Source organism: Granulicella arctica (genome assembly GCF_025685605.1).
Taxonomy (GTDB): domain Bacteria; phylum Acidobacteriota; class Terriglobia; order Terriglobales; family Acidobacteriaceae; genus Edaphobacter; species Edaphobacter arcticus.
On the sequence record NZ_JAGTUT010000001.1, the window covers coordinates 3,659,034 to 3,675,721 of the forward strand.

Annotated in this window: 15 protein-coding genes; 7 read left to right on the forward strand and 8 right to left on the reverse strand. The window is 60.2% G+C overall.

All coding sequences use genetic code 11. From position 1 onward, the window contains the following. Positions 1-3 precede the first annotated feature (3 nt). The 3 genes from OHL20_RS15620 to OHL20_RS15630 are packed head-to-tail and all read left to right on the forward strand — an operon-like array spanning position 4 to position 2,552. A complete protein-coding gene (locus tag OHL20_RS15620; protein ID WP_317890962.1) occupies positions 4-939 on the forward strand; it encodes a lysophospholipid acyltransferase family protein in 936 nt (311 codons plus the stop codon). Positions 940-965: 26 nt separating this feature from the next. Further along, entirely contained in the window at positions 966-1,922 is a 957-nt protein-coding gene (locus OHL20_RS15625) for a UDP-3-O-(3-hydroxymyristoyl)glucosamine N-acyltransferase (RefSeq protein WP_263384106.1), read from the forward strand. Positions 1,923-1,931: 9 nt separating this feature from the next. Continuing rightward, the gene (locus OHL20_RS15630; RefSeq protein WP_263384107.1) at positions 1,932-2,552 is read left to right on the forward strand and encodes a hypothetical protein; all 621 of its coding nucleotides are present in this window, start codon (positions 1,932-1,934) and stop codon (positions 2,550-2,552) included. Here the strand turns inward: OHL20_RS15630 and bshB1 are convergent. Together bshB1 and OHL20_RS15640 are read right to left on the reverse strand one after the other, a co-directional pair. After that, complete coding sequence (gene bshB1 / locus OHL20_RS15635) at positions 2,549-3,265, reverse strand: bacillithiol biosynthesis deacetylase BshB1 (protein WP_263385024.1); 717 nt, start codon at positions 3,263-3,265, stop codon at positions 2,549-2,551. The two genes, OHL20_RS15630 and bshB1, sit on opposite strands and share 4 nt — an antisense overlap. An 84-nt stretch (positions 3,266-3,349) precedes the next feature. Next, positions 3,350-4,903, reverse strand: coding sequence for a hypothetical protein (locus tag OHL20_RS15640; protein WP_263384108.1), 1,554 nt, complete (start codon positions 4,901-4,903; stop codon positions 3,350-3,352). A 204-nt stretch (positions 4,904-5,107) separates the two neighbouring features. Between OHL20_RS15640 and OHL20_RS15645 the strand changes: the two genes are divergently transcribed. Then, entirely contained in the window at positions 5,108-6,994 is a 1,887-nt protein-coding gene (locus OHL20_RS15645; RefSeq protein ID WP_449555758.1) for a bifunctional homocysteine S-methyltransferase/methylenetetrahydrofolate reductase, read from the forward strand. After that, positions 6,994-7,272: an exodeoxyribonuclease VII small subunit gene (xseB, locus tag OHL20_RS15650; RefSeq protein ID WP_263384109.1), complete on the forward strand. Its 279-nt coding sequence runs from the start codon at positions 6,994-6,996 to the stop codon at positions 7,270-7,272. Before OHL20_RS15645 ends, xseB begins: the two co-directional genes overlap by 1 nt. A gap of 36 nt (positions 7,273-7,308) precedes the next feature. On the opposite strand, the gene OHL20_RS15655 is transcribed toward xseB, so the two are convergent. The 3 genes from OHL20_RS15655 to OHL20_RS15665 form a co-directional block, all read right to left on the reverse strand. Beyond that, a complete protein-coding gene (locus OHL20_RS15655) occupies positions 7,309-8,298 on the reverse strand; it encodes a polyprenyl synthetase family protein (protein ID WP_263384110.1) in 990 nt (329 codons plus the stop codon). Positions 8,299-8,414: 116 nt separating this feature from the next. Then, the gene (locus OHL20_RS15660; RefSeq protein WP_263384111.1) at positions 8,415-8,915 is read right to left on the reverse strand and encodes a YajQ family cyclic di-GMP-binding protein; all 501 of its coding nucleotides are present in this window, start codon (positions 8,913-8,915) and stop codon (positions 8,415-8,417) included. A gap of 30 nt (positions 8,916-8,945) precedes the next feature. After that, positions 8,946-9,767: a TatD family hydrolase gene (locus OHL20_RS15665; protein ID WP_263384112.1), complete on the reverse strand. Its 822-nt coding sequence runs from the start codon at positions 9,765-9,767 to the stop codon at positions 8,946-8,948. A 63-nt stretch (positions 9,768-9,830) separates the two neighbouring features. On the opposite strand from OHL20_RS15665, the gene OHL20_RS15670 reads away from it, so the two are divergent. After that, a complete protein-coding gene (locus OHL20_RS15670; RefSeq protein WP_263384113.1) occupies positions 9,831-10,217 on the forward strand; it encodes a cupin domain-containing protein in 387 nt (128 codons plus the stop codon). 194 nt (positions 10,218-10,411) lie between these two features. Here the strand turns inward: OHL20_RS15670 and metG are convergent, their stop codons facing one another. After that, positions 10,412-12,730: a methionine--tRNA ligase subunit beta gene (gene metG / locus OHL20_RS15675; protein ID WP_263384114.1), complete on the reverse strand. Its 2,319-nt coding sequence runs from the start codon at positions 12,728-12,730 to the stop codon at positions 10,412-10,414. 185 nt (positions 12,731-12,915) lie between these two features. Then, the gene (locus OHL20_RS15680) at positions 12,916-14,250 is read right to left on the reverse strand and encodes an MFS transporter (RefSeq protein WP_263384115.1); all 1,335 of its coding nucleotides are present in this window, start codon (positions 14,248-14,250) and stop codon (positions 12,916-12,918) included. Positions 14,251-14,368: 118 nt separating this feature from the next. Here OHL20_RS15680 and OHL20_RS15685 point away from each other — a divergent pair, with 118 nt between their 5' ends. Further along, positions 14,369-14,812 (forward strand): DMT family transporter, encoded by a 444-nt coding sequence (locus OHL20_RS15685; RefSeq protein ID WP_263384116.1) that lies wholly within the window; start codon positions 14,369-14,371, stop codon positions 14,810-14,812. Positions 14,813-14,973: 161 nt separating this feature from the next. Here OHL20_RS15685 and OHL20_RS15690 read toward each other — a convergent pair whose 3' ends face one another. Continuing rightward, positions 14,974-16,437 (reverse strand): alpha-L-fucosidase, encoded by a 1,464-nt coding sequence (locus OHL20_RS15690; protein ID WP_263384117.1) that lies wholly within the window; start codon positions 16,435-16,437, stop codon positions 14,974-14,976. Positions 16,438-16,688: the final 251 nt, after the last annotated feature.

Below are 16,688 nucleotides of genomic sequence, written 5' to 3' on the forward strand. Positions count from 1 at the left end.
GGCTTGAGCCCCAGACCACAATCAGAGCAGAAGGCAACCATTCGGCAACTGCTCGAGTTCGCCTTAGTTTGGATTGTGGTGCAATCGCTGAAAGTTTTACCTCGGGCGACCGCTCGAGGTATAGGTGCTTCGATTGGAAAATTTGCATTTAGGCGGCTGGGACGTCTCCGAGAAGTTGGGCTCAGGAATTTAGAACTTGCCCTGCCCGAGTTACCTGAGGCGAAGCGGAATCGTATTCTCGCTTCGGTATACCGCAATCTGGGGTGGTTGCTGGCGGAGTTCTGCCAGATGGCGAAGTATTCGAGCGATGAGGCGAGCGGCTTTATTCGCTATGACGGGCTTGAACATTATCTTGGCGCGCGGGCGCGAGGCAAGGGGGTGCTTGTTCTTACCGGACATCTTGGAGCGTGGGAGCTATCGAGCTTCTATCATTCGCTGAAAGACTACCCGATGGGTCTGGTGATCCGAAGACTCGATAACCCCCTGGTGGACAGATTCGTAAACCGGATACGGTGTCTTCATGGAAATCGGGTCATCCACAAGGATGACTTTGCGCGTGGCTTGATTGCGTCGATGAGGGCTGGCGAAACCGTAGGTATTCTGATGGATACAAACATGACTCCACCTCAGGGCGTGTTCGTGCCGTTCTTTGGCGTGGAGGCTTGTACGGCATCGGGGCTGGCGCGAGTGGCGTCAAAGACGGGAGCGGCGGTGGTACCCGGCTTTCTCCTTTATGAAGAGAGTGAGCAGCAGTATGTCCTGCGCTTTGGTGAGGAGTTGGCCCTGCAGCGTTCGGACGACAACGAAGCGGATGCTCTAGCCAACACAGCACTCTTTACGGCGGTAATCGAGAGGTATGTGCGTCAGTATCCGGAGCAGTGGTTGTGGATGCACCGGCGGTGGAAGACCCGGCCTGTTGGGACTGATCGGATCTATTAGACATGGAACGGGCAGGGTGAAAGACGATGACGTTTGCTGAATTGGCTAACTTGGTTGGGGCGGATGCTGATGGTCTCGGCGGTGGCGAGATCGTGCGTGTGTCACGGCCGCAGGACGCTACGGAGGACGCCGCAGTCTTTGCCACGGAGGTGGCTGCATTAGAGGCGGCGCTGGCCTCCCATGCGGGGTCAATCCTGGCTTCCGCACAACTTTTTGGCGGTGCTAAACCGGACGACCGGCGTGTGCTGTTGGTGCAGGATGCACGGTATGCGTTCGCTTTAGCTGGGAGATGCTTACGCGCAAAGATTGCAAGTGGCGTGCACGCAACGGCGGTGATCGGCGACGGCGTCGTCGTGGGGGCGGGTACGACAGTGGGTCCGCATGTAGTCATCGGCGATGGTGTGGAGCTTGGCGAGGAGTGCTCGATCGGGGCGCGGGTGACGATCTATGCGGGATCAGTGCTTGGGAACCGGGTGGTGGTCCAGGCTGGAGCGGTCCTGGGCTCGACAGGGTTTGGATATGCGCGGGATCAGCAGACCGGAAGGTACCTGCTTTTTCCGCAGCAGGGAACGCTGGTGATCGAGGACGACGTTGAAATCGGTGCGAACACGACGATCGATCGTGGAGCGCTGGCGGAGACACGGATTGGGCGGGGGACGAAGATCGACAATCTAGTGCACGTGGGGCATAACTGCCGGATCGGTGAGGATGTGATTATCGCGGCGCAAACGGGCATCTCCGGATCGAGTGTTGTGGAGGATGGAGCGATCCTGGGAGGGCAAGTCGGCATCGGGGAGCATGCGACAGTGGGTAAGGGCGTCATCCTCGGTGGGGGGGCTGGTGTGCTCAGCGGGAAGAAGATGGCGGGAGCGGGCAAGGTATTCTGGGGGCGCCCTGCGCGTCCCCTGAAGGACTACCTGCGGGGTCTGGCAAGTTTTAGCGCATTGGCGAGGCTGCGCGACGGACGATCTCCAAAGGACTAGGCTGGATGCATGGCAATTGTAGTGGTGGGCGGTAGTACACGAAACATCGGCAAGACGAGCGTTGTGGCCGGGATCATCCGCGCCCTGCCCGAGATGCGGTGGACCGCGTTCAAGATCACGCAGTTTGGCCATGGAGTGTGCTCGGCAAATGGGGAGCCGTGCGACTGCGAAACGGCGGAGCATACGATTGCGGTCAGTGAGGAGCGCGATGCGCTGTCAGGGACGGACTCCGCGCGCTATCTTGAGGCGGGAGCAGTAAAGTCGTTCTGGGTGAGGACGCGGCAAGGGCAATTGGCCGAAGCAATGCCGCGCATTCGCAAGGAACTGGCGGCGACTGAGAATGCGATCGTTGAGTCGAATAGTATTTTGCGGTTTCTGCGGCCAGACGTTTACCTGAGCGTGCTCGATCCGGCGACAGCGGACTTCAAGGATTCGGCGAAGCTATTTCTGGACCGTGCAGACGGCGTGCTGTTGCCGGAGGGAGAGCTGGGGCGGCCTACGTGGAAGGGGGTGTCCCTGCGGCTGCTGGAGGGGACGCCAGTGTTCGCGATGATGCCGCCGATCTATGTCGGGCCGGAGGTTGTGGCGTTCGTACGTGGGCGGCTCGCTGCGGTGGCTGCAGACGTCTAAATCGAGGCTACGGGGAGCATCATGAGGTCGTCTACAAGGCCAATCTCTTTTTGAACGAAGGGCTCTGCGTAGCGAACACCCGCCATGAGTCCGTAGTGGCGGGCGGTGGCGAAGGTAGCCTCGCGGATCGTCTCCTCAGCGGCGAAAAGGCTGCTGCCCTGGGCCTGGGTAGCATACTGCGATGAATAAGCCATCAGGGACTGAAGGCGCTGCTCGGCGAAGGGTGTGATGTCGACGATGAAGGTAGGGCGGACGTCTGCATAGAGGCTGGCATAGAGGATCTTAAAGGGGCGGTGAGGCGGACTGCCGCAGGGTGTCTGGATCTTCGCAAGGCCGCTGACGAAGCAGGCTTCATAACCGAGAGTGGCTGCAGTGTAGTGGTCGGGATGGCGGCCCTGCCAATAGGGAAGGATCACAACTCGCGGACGAAGGCGCCGCAGTACGTCGGCTACTTTGAGTCGGTTTTCAAGGGTGTTCTGGACGTTCCCATCAGGTAGGTCAAGGGCCTCACGGTGAGCAACCTTGAGGATTGCTGCTGCTGTCTCGGCCTCGGCGGCGCGTTCAGCGGCGGTACCGCGTGTGCCCGATTCACCCTGGGTAAGATCGAGTATGCCAGTAGTGTGGCCTTTCGACTGCATGGCGAGGAGGGTGCCCCCGCAGGTCTGTTCTACGTCGTCGCGGTGGGCGGCTATTGCCAGGATGTCGACAGTCATTGGCTTCAGTGTACTCACACAAAAAACCCCTTGTCGCGATACGGCTACGAGAAGGGGATCTTGCGATTAAGTTGTTGGAGCAGGCTAGTTGGCGCCGTTCGTCTGGGCATCCAGATAAGCTACGTCGAGAGCTGTGCCCTGAACGGTGACGAGTGAGTTATCGATCTCCGCGCCGGTTGCCGTGTTGAAGACGTGGACCTGTCCACCGTAGGCTGTGTAGACCTTGTGAAAGGTCTGAACCCAGCAGATGCCTGTAAGGTCGCCGTAGTAGTAGGGGTTCAGGTTGGTGTTTGGGAAGGGGACTGTCGCTGTGCCCCCGGGAGTAACAGCCGGTAGAACAGCGGCGGTCTTGGCGCTTAAGTCGAAGCGCGTGAGGCAGTTGTAGTTCTGACTGAGCTTGGCGCGCTCGCCGGTGGCGCAGAACTGCGAACCGATCCATAGGGTGTTGTCATCGGCGAAGAGCAGCTTGGTGTGGTTGCCATCGGAGATGGAATACTTCGCAGTGATCGCGTTCGTAGCAAGCGAGATCGTACTGAGATTGCCTGCGAAGAGTCCGTCAGGCATAAGCTGCTGGCCGGCAACGTAGAGCGTACTGCCATCGGAGATCGCGGTCGTCACCCCGCCGGGTACAGGCACGTTGGCGATGAAGGCAGTAGCGATGGAAGTGCTGGTTGCGACGTTATTGATGTTGAGAGCGCCCTGAGCCATGAGGGTCACGCTGGCTACTCTGCCACCGCACTCGGGACCACAGTTCAGGATGTAGGCTGTGGTGCCATCAAGCGAGAAGTAAGCGCCGATCGGGCGATCATAGTTGCCGGGGACGGGGACGACGCAGTAGACGGGCAGATTGAGCGGCTGGCAATCGACCGCCCCGATGCCACCCTGTGAGGCAGGCAGGTCGGCCGCAGCTGCGGTCAGGTACTGGTTCGCGTTGAGTTTGACGGTCTGATAAAGAGTGTCTGAGTTGCGCACCATGGCGAGCGCAACCGTATCGCCTACGTTGGCGTAGACCTGGTAGACGTTCGGGAGGTTTAGCGCGTAGGCCTTGGCTGTTGAGTTGTCGAGGATGACCAACTGCCCGGTGTTCTCCTCTGCGGAGAAATAGCGAACGAAGTCTGTCGGAATCGCCAGCGAGGAGGAAGGAGCCGGAAAGGTGCCGGCGGACCCGGTGACGGCCTCGGTGCTGTAGTTGACGATGTTGAGGGCACCATTACCCGCGCTGCTATAGACGTAGCCTCGGGTCTCTTCAGGAAAGCTGATGATCTGTAGCGGCGATCCCGAACTGAAGCCGGAGATCGAGAAGCTGGTCACCGTATTTTCAACGTTGCTGCGGATGTCGCGCAGTGCGTCGACAATTGCGAGCGCGCCGCCGGTTCCGCCGGCTCCGACATTACCCACGGAGATCATGACCCGTTCCGCAAGCTTGCTGGGCGGGATAGGACGATTCGCGAAGGGAAAGACGGGGAACTTGTAGTAGTAGGGGCCACAGGCGGTGAGGCCGAGGGTGGCAACTGCGATCAGAAGGCCGCAGAGTGCGTACTTCCCGAGCGACTTCTTCCGGGGTGCTGACGTGGTGGACGGCAGTTCATTTGACTGCGATTTGCCGAACAACAGGCCAGAGAGACTTCGATTCTTCAACGTGAACAACTCCAACCTGTGATGCGGCGTTCTTATAGCGTTTGCTTGTGCCGAGTATACCAAAGGACTGCAGGTTGCTGGGTGGGCGGCCCGTGTGTGGCATAGGATGGAAGGGATGTGCCGGGCCACGCGGAGTGCGCGGATGAGCGGCGGGGAAGGGTTTACGTGGGAACGGGCATTACTGGAATTGATCAATTGTTTCGCATAGCGGATACGAACGACGAGAGCACTGCGGTAGCCCGACGAACGGTCTTATGCGATGGCGCCATGGGAACGATGCTGTATAGCCACGGCGTGTTCATCAATCGCTGCTATGACGAACTGAACCTTTCGCAGCCGGAGATGGTGCGCGGTGTCCACCAGGAGTATCTCCAGGCAGGCGCAGAGGTGATTGAGACGAATACCTTTGGCGGTAACCGGTTCCGGCTGGAGCGCTATGGGCTCGCGGATCGGGTGCACGAGATCAATGTGGCCGGCGTGCGTCTGGCGCGGGAGTGTGTCGAGGCGATGCGCGAAAAGCAGGCTTCGGACGCATTTGTCGCAGGAGCGATCGGGCCGCTTGGCATTCGGCTGGAGCCGCTGGGGAAGACCGGTCTCGATGAGGCGTTCGCAGCCTTTTCGGACCAGGTGAAGGCATTGGTCGAGGGTGGGCCGGGCGTCGGAGCAGACCTGCTGATCGTCGAGACCATGACGTCGATGGCAGAAGCGGAGCAGGCGATCCGGGCAGCGCGGAGCGAGGCTCCCGGCGTGCCGCTGGTGGTGATGGTGACCGTTGATGAGGATGGAAACTGTCTCGACGGCACGACGGCGGAGACAGCCGCGGCCAGGATGACGGAGTGGGGCGCGAATGCGGTCGGATGCAACTGCAGCGCAGGTCCTGCGACGGTGTTGAGCGTCATTGAGCGGATGCGCAGTGCGACCCATCTGCCGTTGGCGGCTATGCCGAATGCAGGAATTCCGCGTGCCGTGGATGGGCGCATGATTTACATGTCTTCGCCGGAATATATGGCCAGCTTCGCGCGGCGATTTGTACGCGCAGGAGTGACCTTTATCGGCGGGTGCTGTGGCACGACGCCAAGCGATACACGAGCAATGCGAAGTGCCCTTCGCGCTATGGACGCCCAGGAGAGCGCCGTCAGCGTCGTGTCGCAATCGAATGGAGTTCCGAAGGCGAGCAAGGTGGAGCCACCGCCACTGGAAGAACGCTCGAAGATCGGCAGAAAGATCGCGCAGCGTGAGTTTGTGACGATGGTCGAGATTGTTCCGCCGAAAGGCATCGATTGTTCCAAAGAGATTGCCGGAGCGGCGCAGTTGCATGCTCTCGGAGTCGATGCGATTAACGTGCCGGATTCGCCAAGGGCCAGTGCGCGAATGAGCGCGCAGAGCATGTGCGTGCAGATCCAGCAGCATGTCGGCATTGAGACGATCCTGCATTACACATGCCGTGATCGGAACGTGCTGAGTATGCAGAGCGATCTTCTGGGCGCATCGTCCATCGGGCTGAAGAATGTACTCTGCCTGACGGGCGATCCGCCAAAGCTGGGGAACTATCCAGATGCCACGGCGGTCTTCGACGTCGATGCGATCGGCCTTGTGAACATTGTGCGGAATTTGAACTACGGTCTCGATATCGGGAAAAACTCGATTGGGGAATCGACAGGATTTACGATCTCGGTGGCTGCAAATCCGGGAGTGCCGGACATTGAGAATGAGATACGGCGCTTTGCGTTCAAGGTGGAGGCCGGTGCCGAGTTCGCGATTACGCAGCCAGTGTTCGACCTGCGTCTGCTGGAGGAGTTTCTGCGGCGCGTGGAGGCCTTCCGGGTGCCGGTGATCGCGGGCATCTGGCCGCTGACGAGTCTGCGGAACGCGGAGTTCATGAAGAACGATCTTCGAGTCAGCATGCCGGACGAGATCATGTCGCGGATGGGGGCGATGACTACGCCTGAGGCGTCGCGCGCAGAGGGAGTGACGATCGCTAAGGAGATGCTTGCCGAGGTTCGGGGTATGGTGCAGGGTGTTCAGGTGAGTGCACCGTTCGGGAAGTACGCCGCGGCCGCGCAGGTGCTTGGATTAGTGGAGGGTGCTTAGTGGCGAGCTTTGAAGAGCGATTAGCAGCGTTGGAGACGGTGGTGGAGCGATTGGAGCGAGGAGAGCTCTCGCTTGAGGACTCCGTGCGGTTGTTTGAGGAAGGCGTGGGGCTATCAAACTCCTGCAAAGCGGAACTGGAGGCAGCGGAGGGACGGATCCAAGTGTTGCTTGAGCCGGAGAGCAAGGGTATCCGCGTAGCCGACCTGGTGGTGGCAGAGGAGCGGGTCGATGAAGATGACGATGACGAGCCGTTCAATCCGGGGCAGGACGAGGAGTAGAACTACTGCGCTCATGCGCCGCACTAATACTGTCGCTTAGCGGTCGCGGCTGGTGACGAAGCCCGGGACCCAGAGCAGGGCTCGCTTCGCATCCGTATCGGGCAGGTCGGCTATCGAGAGGCGGGCTGCTTCGGCGTAGGCGCAGGCGGTATCCATCGCGTATTCAATGGAGGCGTGGCGATTCAGGATCTCTAGAATCTGCGTATGTGAGACGTGGGTAAAGCTGCGGTCTGCGAGGACGGTTCGGATGGCTTCGCGGTCGGCCCCGGTGCCACGCTCAAGCGCATGGATCACGGCGAGGGTGGCTTTCCCTTCGCGTAGGTCTGAGGCGACCGGTTTGCCTAGAACGTCTTCTGAAGCAGTCAGGTCGAGCACGTCGTCGACGATCTGGAAGGCCAGGCCGAGATTGCGGCCGTATTCGCCGAGAGTCTGGTCATACGACTCGCTGCCAGAGGTGATGGCTGCCCCCAACTGCATGGAGACCTTGAAGAGGCAGGCAGTCTTGCGGAAGATGAGGTCGAAGTACTCTTCCTCATTGATGAGGTGGCCGAGCTTTTGCATCTGGAGGAGTTCGCCTTCGACCATCTGCTGCGTTAGCGAGATGAGAAGGTCCAGGACGCGGAAGTTGCGCTCTTCAAGCGCGGTAGAGAAGGCCTGCATGTACAGCCAGTCGCCTGCCAGGACACACTTAGCATTACCCCAGGTGGTGTTCGAGGAAGGGCGACCGCGGCGCGTGTCCGCCTCGTCGATGATGTCGTCGTGCACTAGAGTGGCGGTGTGAAGCATCTCCACGACTGCGCCGAGTCGGATGCGGGAGTGGGCGGTGCAGCCTAACGCCTTCGAGCTGAGCAGGAGAAGAAGGGGACGAATTCGTTTGCCGCCGCCCGCCATAAGATAGCGGGCAATATCGGTGACGACCTCGACTTCGGAAGCGGACTGGCTGGCGAACTCCTGCTCAATGGCAGCGAGGTCGTCGCGTAGCAAGTCGAACACCTCTTTGGCAGTCGCGATGGAGATCGTGCTCACTCGTTAATCAGACTATCAGGGTGGAGAATCGGATGGATGATGGACGGCCTGCAGGCAGAGGATCGCGTGGGCCATGAAAGTCCTGAGACTTTCATGGCGTGGCGCGGAAATAAGAGCTAGGTAGAGCGGAAGTTGACGAACTGTAGTTCGACGCCGATGTCCTTGCCGCGAAGAAGCGCCATGACCTCCTGCAAGACGTCGCGATCCTTGCTGACGACGCGTACGGTGTCGCCCTGGATGCTGGCCTGCGCCTTCTTCTTGGAGTCCTTGATGGCGGCTACGATGATCTTCGCCTTCTCGGAGGGGATGCCCTGAACGAGCTTGATCTTCTGGCGGACGGAGGAGTTTGAAGCTGGCTCGAGCTTTTCGTACTCAAGATTCTTGAGCGAGACGCCACGCTTCACAAGCTTCTGCGAGAGGATCTCCTTGACGGCTTCGAGTTTGTACTCGTCCTGTGAGGCAAGCTGGATGGTCTCGGTTCCCTCGAGTTCGATCTTGGACTTGGAGTCCTTGAGGTCGAAGCGGGCGTGAACCTCCTTCGAGGCCTGCTCGATGGCGTTCTTGACTTCCTGAAGGTCTACTTTGCTGACTACGTCGAAGCTGTTATCGGATGCCATAGATTCCTTGTGTACTGCTGTCGCTCTCTATTATTGCAGGTCGAAGAGGCGTTTGAAGTTCTCGGTGGTCACTGCTGCAAGTTGTTCTGTTGAGATGCCGCGCAGGTTGGCGAGGTAGGCGGCGGTATGGGTGACGAGGGCGGGTTCATTCTGCTTGCCGCGGTGCGGGATTGGCGCGAGGAAGGGTGCGTCGGTCTCAACGAGGATGCGATCAGGTGGGGCGGCAACTGCTGCTTCGCGGAGATCGGTGGAGCGGGGGTAGGTTAGGTTCCCTGCGAACGAGAGGTGGAAGTTGGCGGCGAGGGAGCGCTGCGCCTGGTCGGGAGTGCCGGAGAAGCAGTGCATGATGCCGCCGGGCCCCTGTACCGGCCAGTGCTTGGCGAGCAGGTCCAGGAGGTCTTCCCAGGCGTCGGCTGTGCCGTACTTCTCCCTGGCTTCTGGCCGGGCAAGCTCTGAGGTGCGGCAGTGGATAAGGATGGGTTTGCGGGCAGCAGCGGCGATGGCTAACTGGGCGATGAAGGCGGCCTGCTGGGTGGGGATGTCGGGGTTGGCGGCGTGATAGTAGTCGAGGCCGATCTCGCCGATGGCGATGCAGCGTGGGTCTTCGGCCAGGGCGGCTAGTTTGGCGAGGGCTTCGGGGGTGGCATTCGCGGCCTCCTGGGGGTGGATGCCGGCGCTGGCGTAGATCCAGTCGTGCTGCCTTGCGATGTCTAACGCCCGGTGCATGGTGTCGGGGCCGTCGCCTATGCCGATGGCGAGGAGGGTCTGGACCCCGGCGTCACGGGCTCGGGTGAGGACGGCATGGAGGTCTTCATAGTCGTCGAGGTGGCAGTGGGAGTCGGTGAGATGCATGGTCTGTTTCAGGGTACAGGGTGAAGGTGACCGATATAGTTCGGGTCGGATAGTATGTCTCGCATGACAACTATGAACCGTCGTGATCTGTGTGTGGCTCTCTCCGCGTTTGCGGCGATGGGCTCTATGATGGCCGAGGCGCAGGCTGGTCCTGCGGCAGGGGCGGATGGCAAGCTATCGAAGTCGGTGGTCTACAAGTACAGCGCGCTGCCGGTGAAGAACTATGCGAATGGCGGGAGCGGGCGGCAGGTGCTTTCGGGGACGCTGCCTACGGGGGAGTTCGTTGAGGTGCACGAGACGCTGCTTCCGGCGGGGCAGATGCCGCATCCCCCGCACAAGCATAGCCATAGCGAGTTCCTGCTGATTCGCGAGGGGCAGCTTTCCTTTATCAACGATGGCATTCCGGAGCCGGTAAGCGTTGGGGATGTATGTTTACGGCCTCAAACGTAATGCATGGGTTGAAGAATGTCGGGACCACAACGGCGAGCTACTTTGTCGTGGCGGTCGGGGTACAGACCAAGGAGACCTAGCGAGAGATTTGTTTTTCCATAAGTCCGAAAGTCTTCATAACATTGGACTTAGATGTGGACCTGTCTCCAGGTATAAGTTCGCCAACATTAACAACTAAATCAACTTTTCCTGAGCTACCGGACGCGGGATCCAAGCGCGAGGTCTTCGGTGTCGGGGAAGGTGGTTAGGACTGGCTTTGTATTGTCGCCTGAGGAGGCGGCGAGGAGCATGCCATGGGACTCAAGACCGCGCATCTTGCGGGGTGCGAGGTTTGCTATGATGACGATCCGTCGCCCGATCAGCTCTTCCGGTGTGTACCATTCTGCGATGCCGGAGAGGATCTGACGTTGTTCATATCCTAGATCAACTTCCAGCCGTAAAAGCTTGTCCGCTTTGGGGATACGCTCGGCGATAGTGATCTTTGCGACGCGGAGATCGATCTTGACGAAGTCGTCGATGGCGATCTGCGGGGTGTCCGGGGTTGCGGTGGCGAGGGCGGCCGCGACGAAGGGGCCTGATGCTGGAGCGTCGGTGTGCGAGGTGTGGAGGCGCTCGGTGGTGACGGCGTGGGAGCCGGCGACGAAGGCCCCGGGATTTGGCTCGGCGAGTGTGGCGGTGCGGGGACCGGCAGCGGGATCGTTCGAGTCGTGGTGCTCAGGTAGGGTGGGGTTGAGTTCGTCGATGAGGGTGGATTTGGGAGCCTTGCTGGCTTCGATGTCGGTCATGATCTGGGCGAGTCCTTTATCTGCTCGGGGGAAGATGGGGCCAAGTGGGCCGAGCTTGGTGCCGGGTTGGAGGCCGCCCCATTTTAGGTCCTTTAGCTTACCGTTTGCAGCGGCTTGTTCTATGTCCCCGAGGCCGAGTTGGAGCCAGACTTTGGCGGTGGCGTTCGGGAGAATTGGGTAGAGGAGGGCGGTGAGAACACGGATGCTCTCACTGGCGGCGTAAAGAACAGTCTCAAGTTTCAGCTTGTCCGTGGGATCTTCTGACTTTGCCAGTTTCCAAGGTGCGGCACTGGAGATTAGTCCATCCACTGCACCCAAAAAGAACCATAGGTCTTGGGTCGCGCCTGAGAAGTCATACCGCTCAAACTTCTTATGAACCTGATCAATGACATCCCATCCCGATGGATCGTTCTGCGCAGCGTCGCCTTTGCCTGGGATTGCTCCATCGAAGTTCGACTTGATCATAGCCAATGTACGGCTAACGAGATTGCCGTAGCCGTTGGCCAAGTCGGCGTTGTAGCGGGTGATCATGGCTTTGAAGCTGAAGCTGCCGTCCTGTCCGAAGGGGATTTCGCGGAGCAGGAAGTAGCGGAGGATGTCGGTGGCGAAGAGGTCCTGTTCGTGCTTCCAGTGTTCGTCGCTGAACTCTGGCCCGGGACCGTCAAGGGGCTTGGGCAGCAGGGTGCCGAAGGCGTCGAGGATTGTTTCGGTGCGGACGATATTGCCCTTGGACTTCGACATTTTGCTGTCGTCGAAAAGGAGCCAGCCGTGGGCTGTGACTGCTTTTGGCAGGGGCAGGTTGGCGGCGAGCAGGAAGGCGGGCCAGTAGACGCAGTGAAAGCGGATGATCTCTTTGCCGACGAGGTGGAGGTCTGCTGGCCAGTACTTCTCAAACTTGGCTATGTCTTCAGGTGCTTCGCTGCCGTAGCCCATGGCAGTCATGTAGTTGGCGAGGGCGTCTAGCCAGACATAGATGACGTGCTTTTCCTGGGTCTCGCTGGCGGCTGGCTCAGGGACTGGGATTCCCCAGGTGAAGGAGCTTCGGGAGACGGAGAGGTCGCGGAGTGCTCCGGGAACGTAGGCTTTGCCTGAGGCGGAGATGGCGAGGACTTCGCCCGCTTCTGTCGCCTCGGCTACATTGCCGCGAAGGAAGCTGAGGACTTCATTTTTGCGGGACTCGGGCTGGATGTGGAGGGTGTCGGACTCGATGAGGTCGAGGAGCTTCTCCTGATACTCGGAGAGCTTGAAGAAGAAGTTTTCTTCGGTGACGGTTTCGGTGGGGCGGCCGTCGGGGCCGATGGTGCCGGGTGGGCCCTCGATGAACATCTCCTCGCCGATGGAGTATTGGCCGGTGTAGGAGCTGAGGTAGATCTGGCCGCGGGCGTGGAGGTCGGCGAAGAGCTTTTGGGCGCCTTGTTTATGGCGGGGGTCGGTGGTGCGGATGTAGTCGTTGTAGGTGAGGCCCATGCGGTCCCAGAGGGTGCGGAAGGCTGCGGAGACTTCGTCGGCGAAGGCTTGCGGCGGAATACCTGCGGCGGCGGCGCTGCGCTCGATCTTCTGGCCGTGCTCATCGGTGCCGGTGAGGAAGAAGGTGTCGTCTCCCATGAGGCGGTGGCGGCGGGCGATGGTGTCGGCTACGAGGGTGGTGTAGGCGTGGCCGATGTGGGGGCGCGCGTTGACGTAGTAGATCGGCGTGGTGAGATAGAACTTTTGTGGGGTGGCAGGCATTGGAATGGTCAGTTTAGCAGTACAGACAAGGCTTAACACCGATCAGTGCGGATGACACCGATCCAAGACAGGGGCTTACCGCGGGTTATCGCGGATGAACGCTGATTTTGGAGGATGAGGGCAAGGGCAAACACAGGTTCCCATCGGGAATGACAAACAAGAAGACAAACGAACACCGGAACCGCTTAGGCGGCTTTGCGGGTTGCGCCGAGGCGTGGGACGAGGAGTTGGAAGATGGCCAGGGCGGTGATGTAGGAGAAGCCGCCGAGGAGGAAGATGAGGAGCGGGTGGAGGGCGAAGTAGTGGGAGACGATCCAGGTGAAGATGGCTCCGCCGACTGCGCCTGCGGCTCCGCCGATGCCGACGACGGTGGAGACGGCTGAGGAGGGGAACATGTCCGTTGGGGTGGAGAAGATATTGGCGGACCAGCCTTGATGCGCGGCGGCGGCGAGGGAGAAGAGGGCGATTGCGGGCCAGGGATTGGTGGCGAAGATGGTGTGCATGTGCGGGACGAGCATGATGGGCAGGACGCAGAGGGCGCAGATGAGCATGGCGAATTTGCGGCCGGAGTTGACGCTGTGGCCCTGCTTCATGCGAAAGCCGGAGAGCCAGCCACCGCCGATGGAGCCGACGCTGGAGACGCTGTAGATGACGATGAGGGGATATTTGGCGTGGTTGAGGTCCAAGCCGTAGTTCTCGTTGAGGAACTTGGGGAGGTAGAAGAGGTAGAACCACCAGATCGGGTCGGTGAGTGCTTTGCCGATGGCGAAGGCGTAGAGCTCGCGGGTTTTGGCGAGGCGGCGGAAGAGGTCGAAGAAGCCGGCGCGTTCGGCGAGGGGAACGACTGGTTCGAGGTTCGCCTGCGTCTGCGTGGAGCCGCGACGGAGACGGTTGTAGGGAAAGAAGAGCCAGAGGACGAGCCAGAGGATGCCCATCGAGCCGGTGCAGAGGAAGGCGGAGCGCCAGCCGAAGCGCGAGGTGACGGCGGCGATGAGGATGGGGGCGATAAAGAAGGAGGCGTTCGAGCCGGAGTTGAAGAGGCCGGTGGCGAGGGCGCGTTCCTCGGAGGGAAACCATTCGGTGGTGGCTTTGATGGCGGCGGGGAAGTTACCGGCTTCGCCTAGTCCGAGGAGAGCGCGGGCGATGCAGAAGCCGAGAACGGAGGCGACGAGGGAGTGGCTGAGCGAGGCAAGGGCCCAGACGCCGATGGCCACGGCGTAGCCGACTTTGGTGCCAACCTTGTCGATGATGCGACCGGCGGTGAGGAGACCGACTCCGTAAGCGATCTGGAAGCAGATGATGATGCGACCGTAGTTGAGGTTGTAGAGGTATTGGAGCTTGGGGTCGACACCGCGAAGCCAACCCATGAAGGGAAGGTGAAGCTGGGGCTCGATGAGGGAGAGGACCGAGCGGTCCATGTAGTTGATGGTGGTGGCGAGGAAGAGGAGGCCGCAGACGAACCAGCGGATGTTGGCGCTCTGGGTATCGTTCGAGGTGAAGCCGATGTTCTGTGTGGCCATTCTTCGGGAGGCTCCAGCGACTGGTCAGGTTGAGCGGTGAGAACGACTTGGGGTGAGGATAGCGGTTGGAGTGCTGCTGCGGCAAGGAAGCCGCATCTTAGCGGGTGAGGTTTGCGCGATGATGTGGTTGAGCTTTCTGGCGGCGCTGGCAGCGGGAGCGGCGAATCCCTTTCAGTCGGGTACGAATGCGGGGTTGAACAGGCAGCTTGGTCAGCCGCTTTGGGCGGGACTGATCGTGTATGTTTCGGGTGTTCTGGGACTGCTGCTGATGCTGGCATTTGTGCGGCAGCCTTTGCCGACGATGGCGCATATTGCAGCGGTAAAGCCCTGGGCCTGGCTCGGTGGATTGATCAGTATTGGTTCAACCTTGGCTGGCTTGGTGTTGGCGCAGCGGTTGGGATCTGCGAACTTTACGGGGCTTACGCTGACGGCTTCGCTGGTGACTTCGGTGGTGCTGGACCAGATGGGCTGGATTGGTTTCAGGCAGCATGCGGCTTCGCCTGGAAGACTAATTGGGTGTGGGTTGATGGTTGTCGGGGTCTGGATGATTTCTCGGTATTAGCTGCTGGAAGTAGTACCCCACCCCCTCCGTACCTGAAGTACCAAAGTATTCATTCGAGGTGGGTTAGGGGGGTACCTGGTATGGACTCGATTGAGGTGCGTACGAGCTTCAGTCAAAAAGGCATGCCTGTGGAGGCATGCCTTTTGTCAAACAGGTTGCTTTTATTTGGTGGTGTTGAGGACGAGGACGGTGGCGATTGGATCGAGGGCCTGGCTGGGTAGGGCTACGTCGATCGCGGTGCCGGTGTGGGTGACTTTGAGGGCTTTGTGGGATTTGTCGGCGAGCAGGTAGGCGCTGGTGACGGTGCGGGGGGATTTGGCGTCCTTCATGTCGAGGTGGAAGGTGCTGCCGGGCCACTTGAAGAGGGTGATGTAGATCTTGTCGGGAGCGGTGGTGCTGCGCCATTCCCAGGTTGTGTTGAATTTGGGCTGGCCCTTCTTATCTTTCTCGGTGGTGCTGTAGCTGCCGGTTTCGGCTCCGAAGAGGGTGGGGTGGGTGCCGTAGAGGGCGGCTCCGTTGACGGCTGTCCACTTGCCGACCTGCTGCAGGCGCTCGACCTCGGGGGCGGGGACGGTGCCGTGGGAGTCGGGGCCGATGTTGAGGAGGTAGTTGCCACCTTTGCTGGCGATGTCGACCAGGTTGCGGATGAGGGTTTCGGTCGACTTGAAGTTGGTGTCGTTGGTCTTGTAGCCCCAGGTGTCGTTCATGGTCATGCAGGACTCCCAGTCGAGACCGGGATAGCCGTTCGGCGGGATGAACTGTTCGGGGGTTTCGGTGTCACCCTTGTAGCCGCCGCCGAGGCGATTGTTCCAGATGAGGTTGGGGTGCTTGTTGAGGAGGGCGACGATTTCGCCGGCGAGGGCGGGGGTCATGTCGTCTGTGGGGGTGTCGAACCAGATGACGACGGGGAAGTCGGTGCTGTAGTTGGTGAGAAGCTCTTCCATCTGGGGGATGGCCTTCTTGTGGAGATAGTCAGCGAAGCTGCCATCCTGGGCAGCGGGATCCCAATGGTGGCTCGGTAGATCGTGATTGCCGGTCTTGTAGGCTGCGCCACCGGGAGCGGTCCAGTCCTGATCCTGCGAGTAGTAGAAGCCGAGTTTGAGGCCCTGCTTTTTGCACTCGGCTGCGAGTTCTTTGAGGGGGTCGCGGTGGTAGGGGGTGGCGGCGACGATGTTGAAGGGGTCGGCCTTGGAGTCGAACATGGCGAAGCCGTCGTGGTGCTTGGCGGTGATGACGATGTACTTCATGCCGGCGGACTTGGCGAGTGCGACGATGTCGTGTGCGTTGAAGGCGGTGGGATTGAATTGGGTGGCGAGGGCCTTGTAGTCCGCTACGGGGATGGACTCGTGGTTCATGATCCACTCGCCGATCTCCGGGTCGGCGTGGCCTTTCCAGACTCCGGCGGGGATGGAGTAGAGGCCCCAGTGGATGAACATGCCGAAGCGGGCGTCGCGCCACCAGGCCATGCGGGCGTCACGCTGGGCTGGCGTTTCGGTGTCCTGAACGGCGGGGACGGGATGGGCCGCGGAGGTGGCGATGCGATTGCCTTCAAGCTGGGCTACGGCGGGAAGGGTGAAGGCGGCCAGGAGAGTGGCGGTGGCGATGGTGCGGCTTGCGATATTCACGGAGGTCCCTCGTGGTCAGGTGATGGCACGGGAATTATATGTGAAAAAGATTGTTTACTGGCGGACGTGTTTGATTGGTGGTGAATGTGGGTGATTTTGGGGTTCATCAGGGAGGGAGACGCGGTTCCCTTTGGGAAAGGCAACTAGAACGGGAGGGCAACGGCAGAGGCAGCCGCAGGTCCTTCGACTTCGCTCAGGATGACAGTTTTGTGGTGGCAACTGCAGGCGTTTCCACTTCGCTCTGGATGACA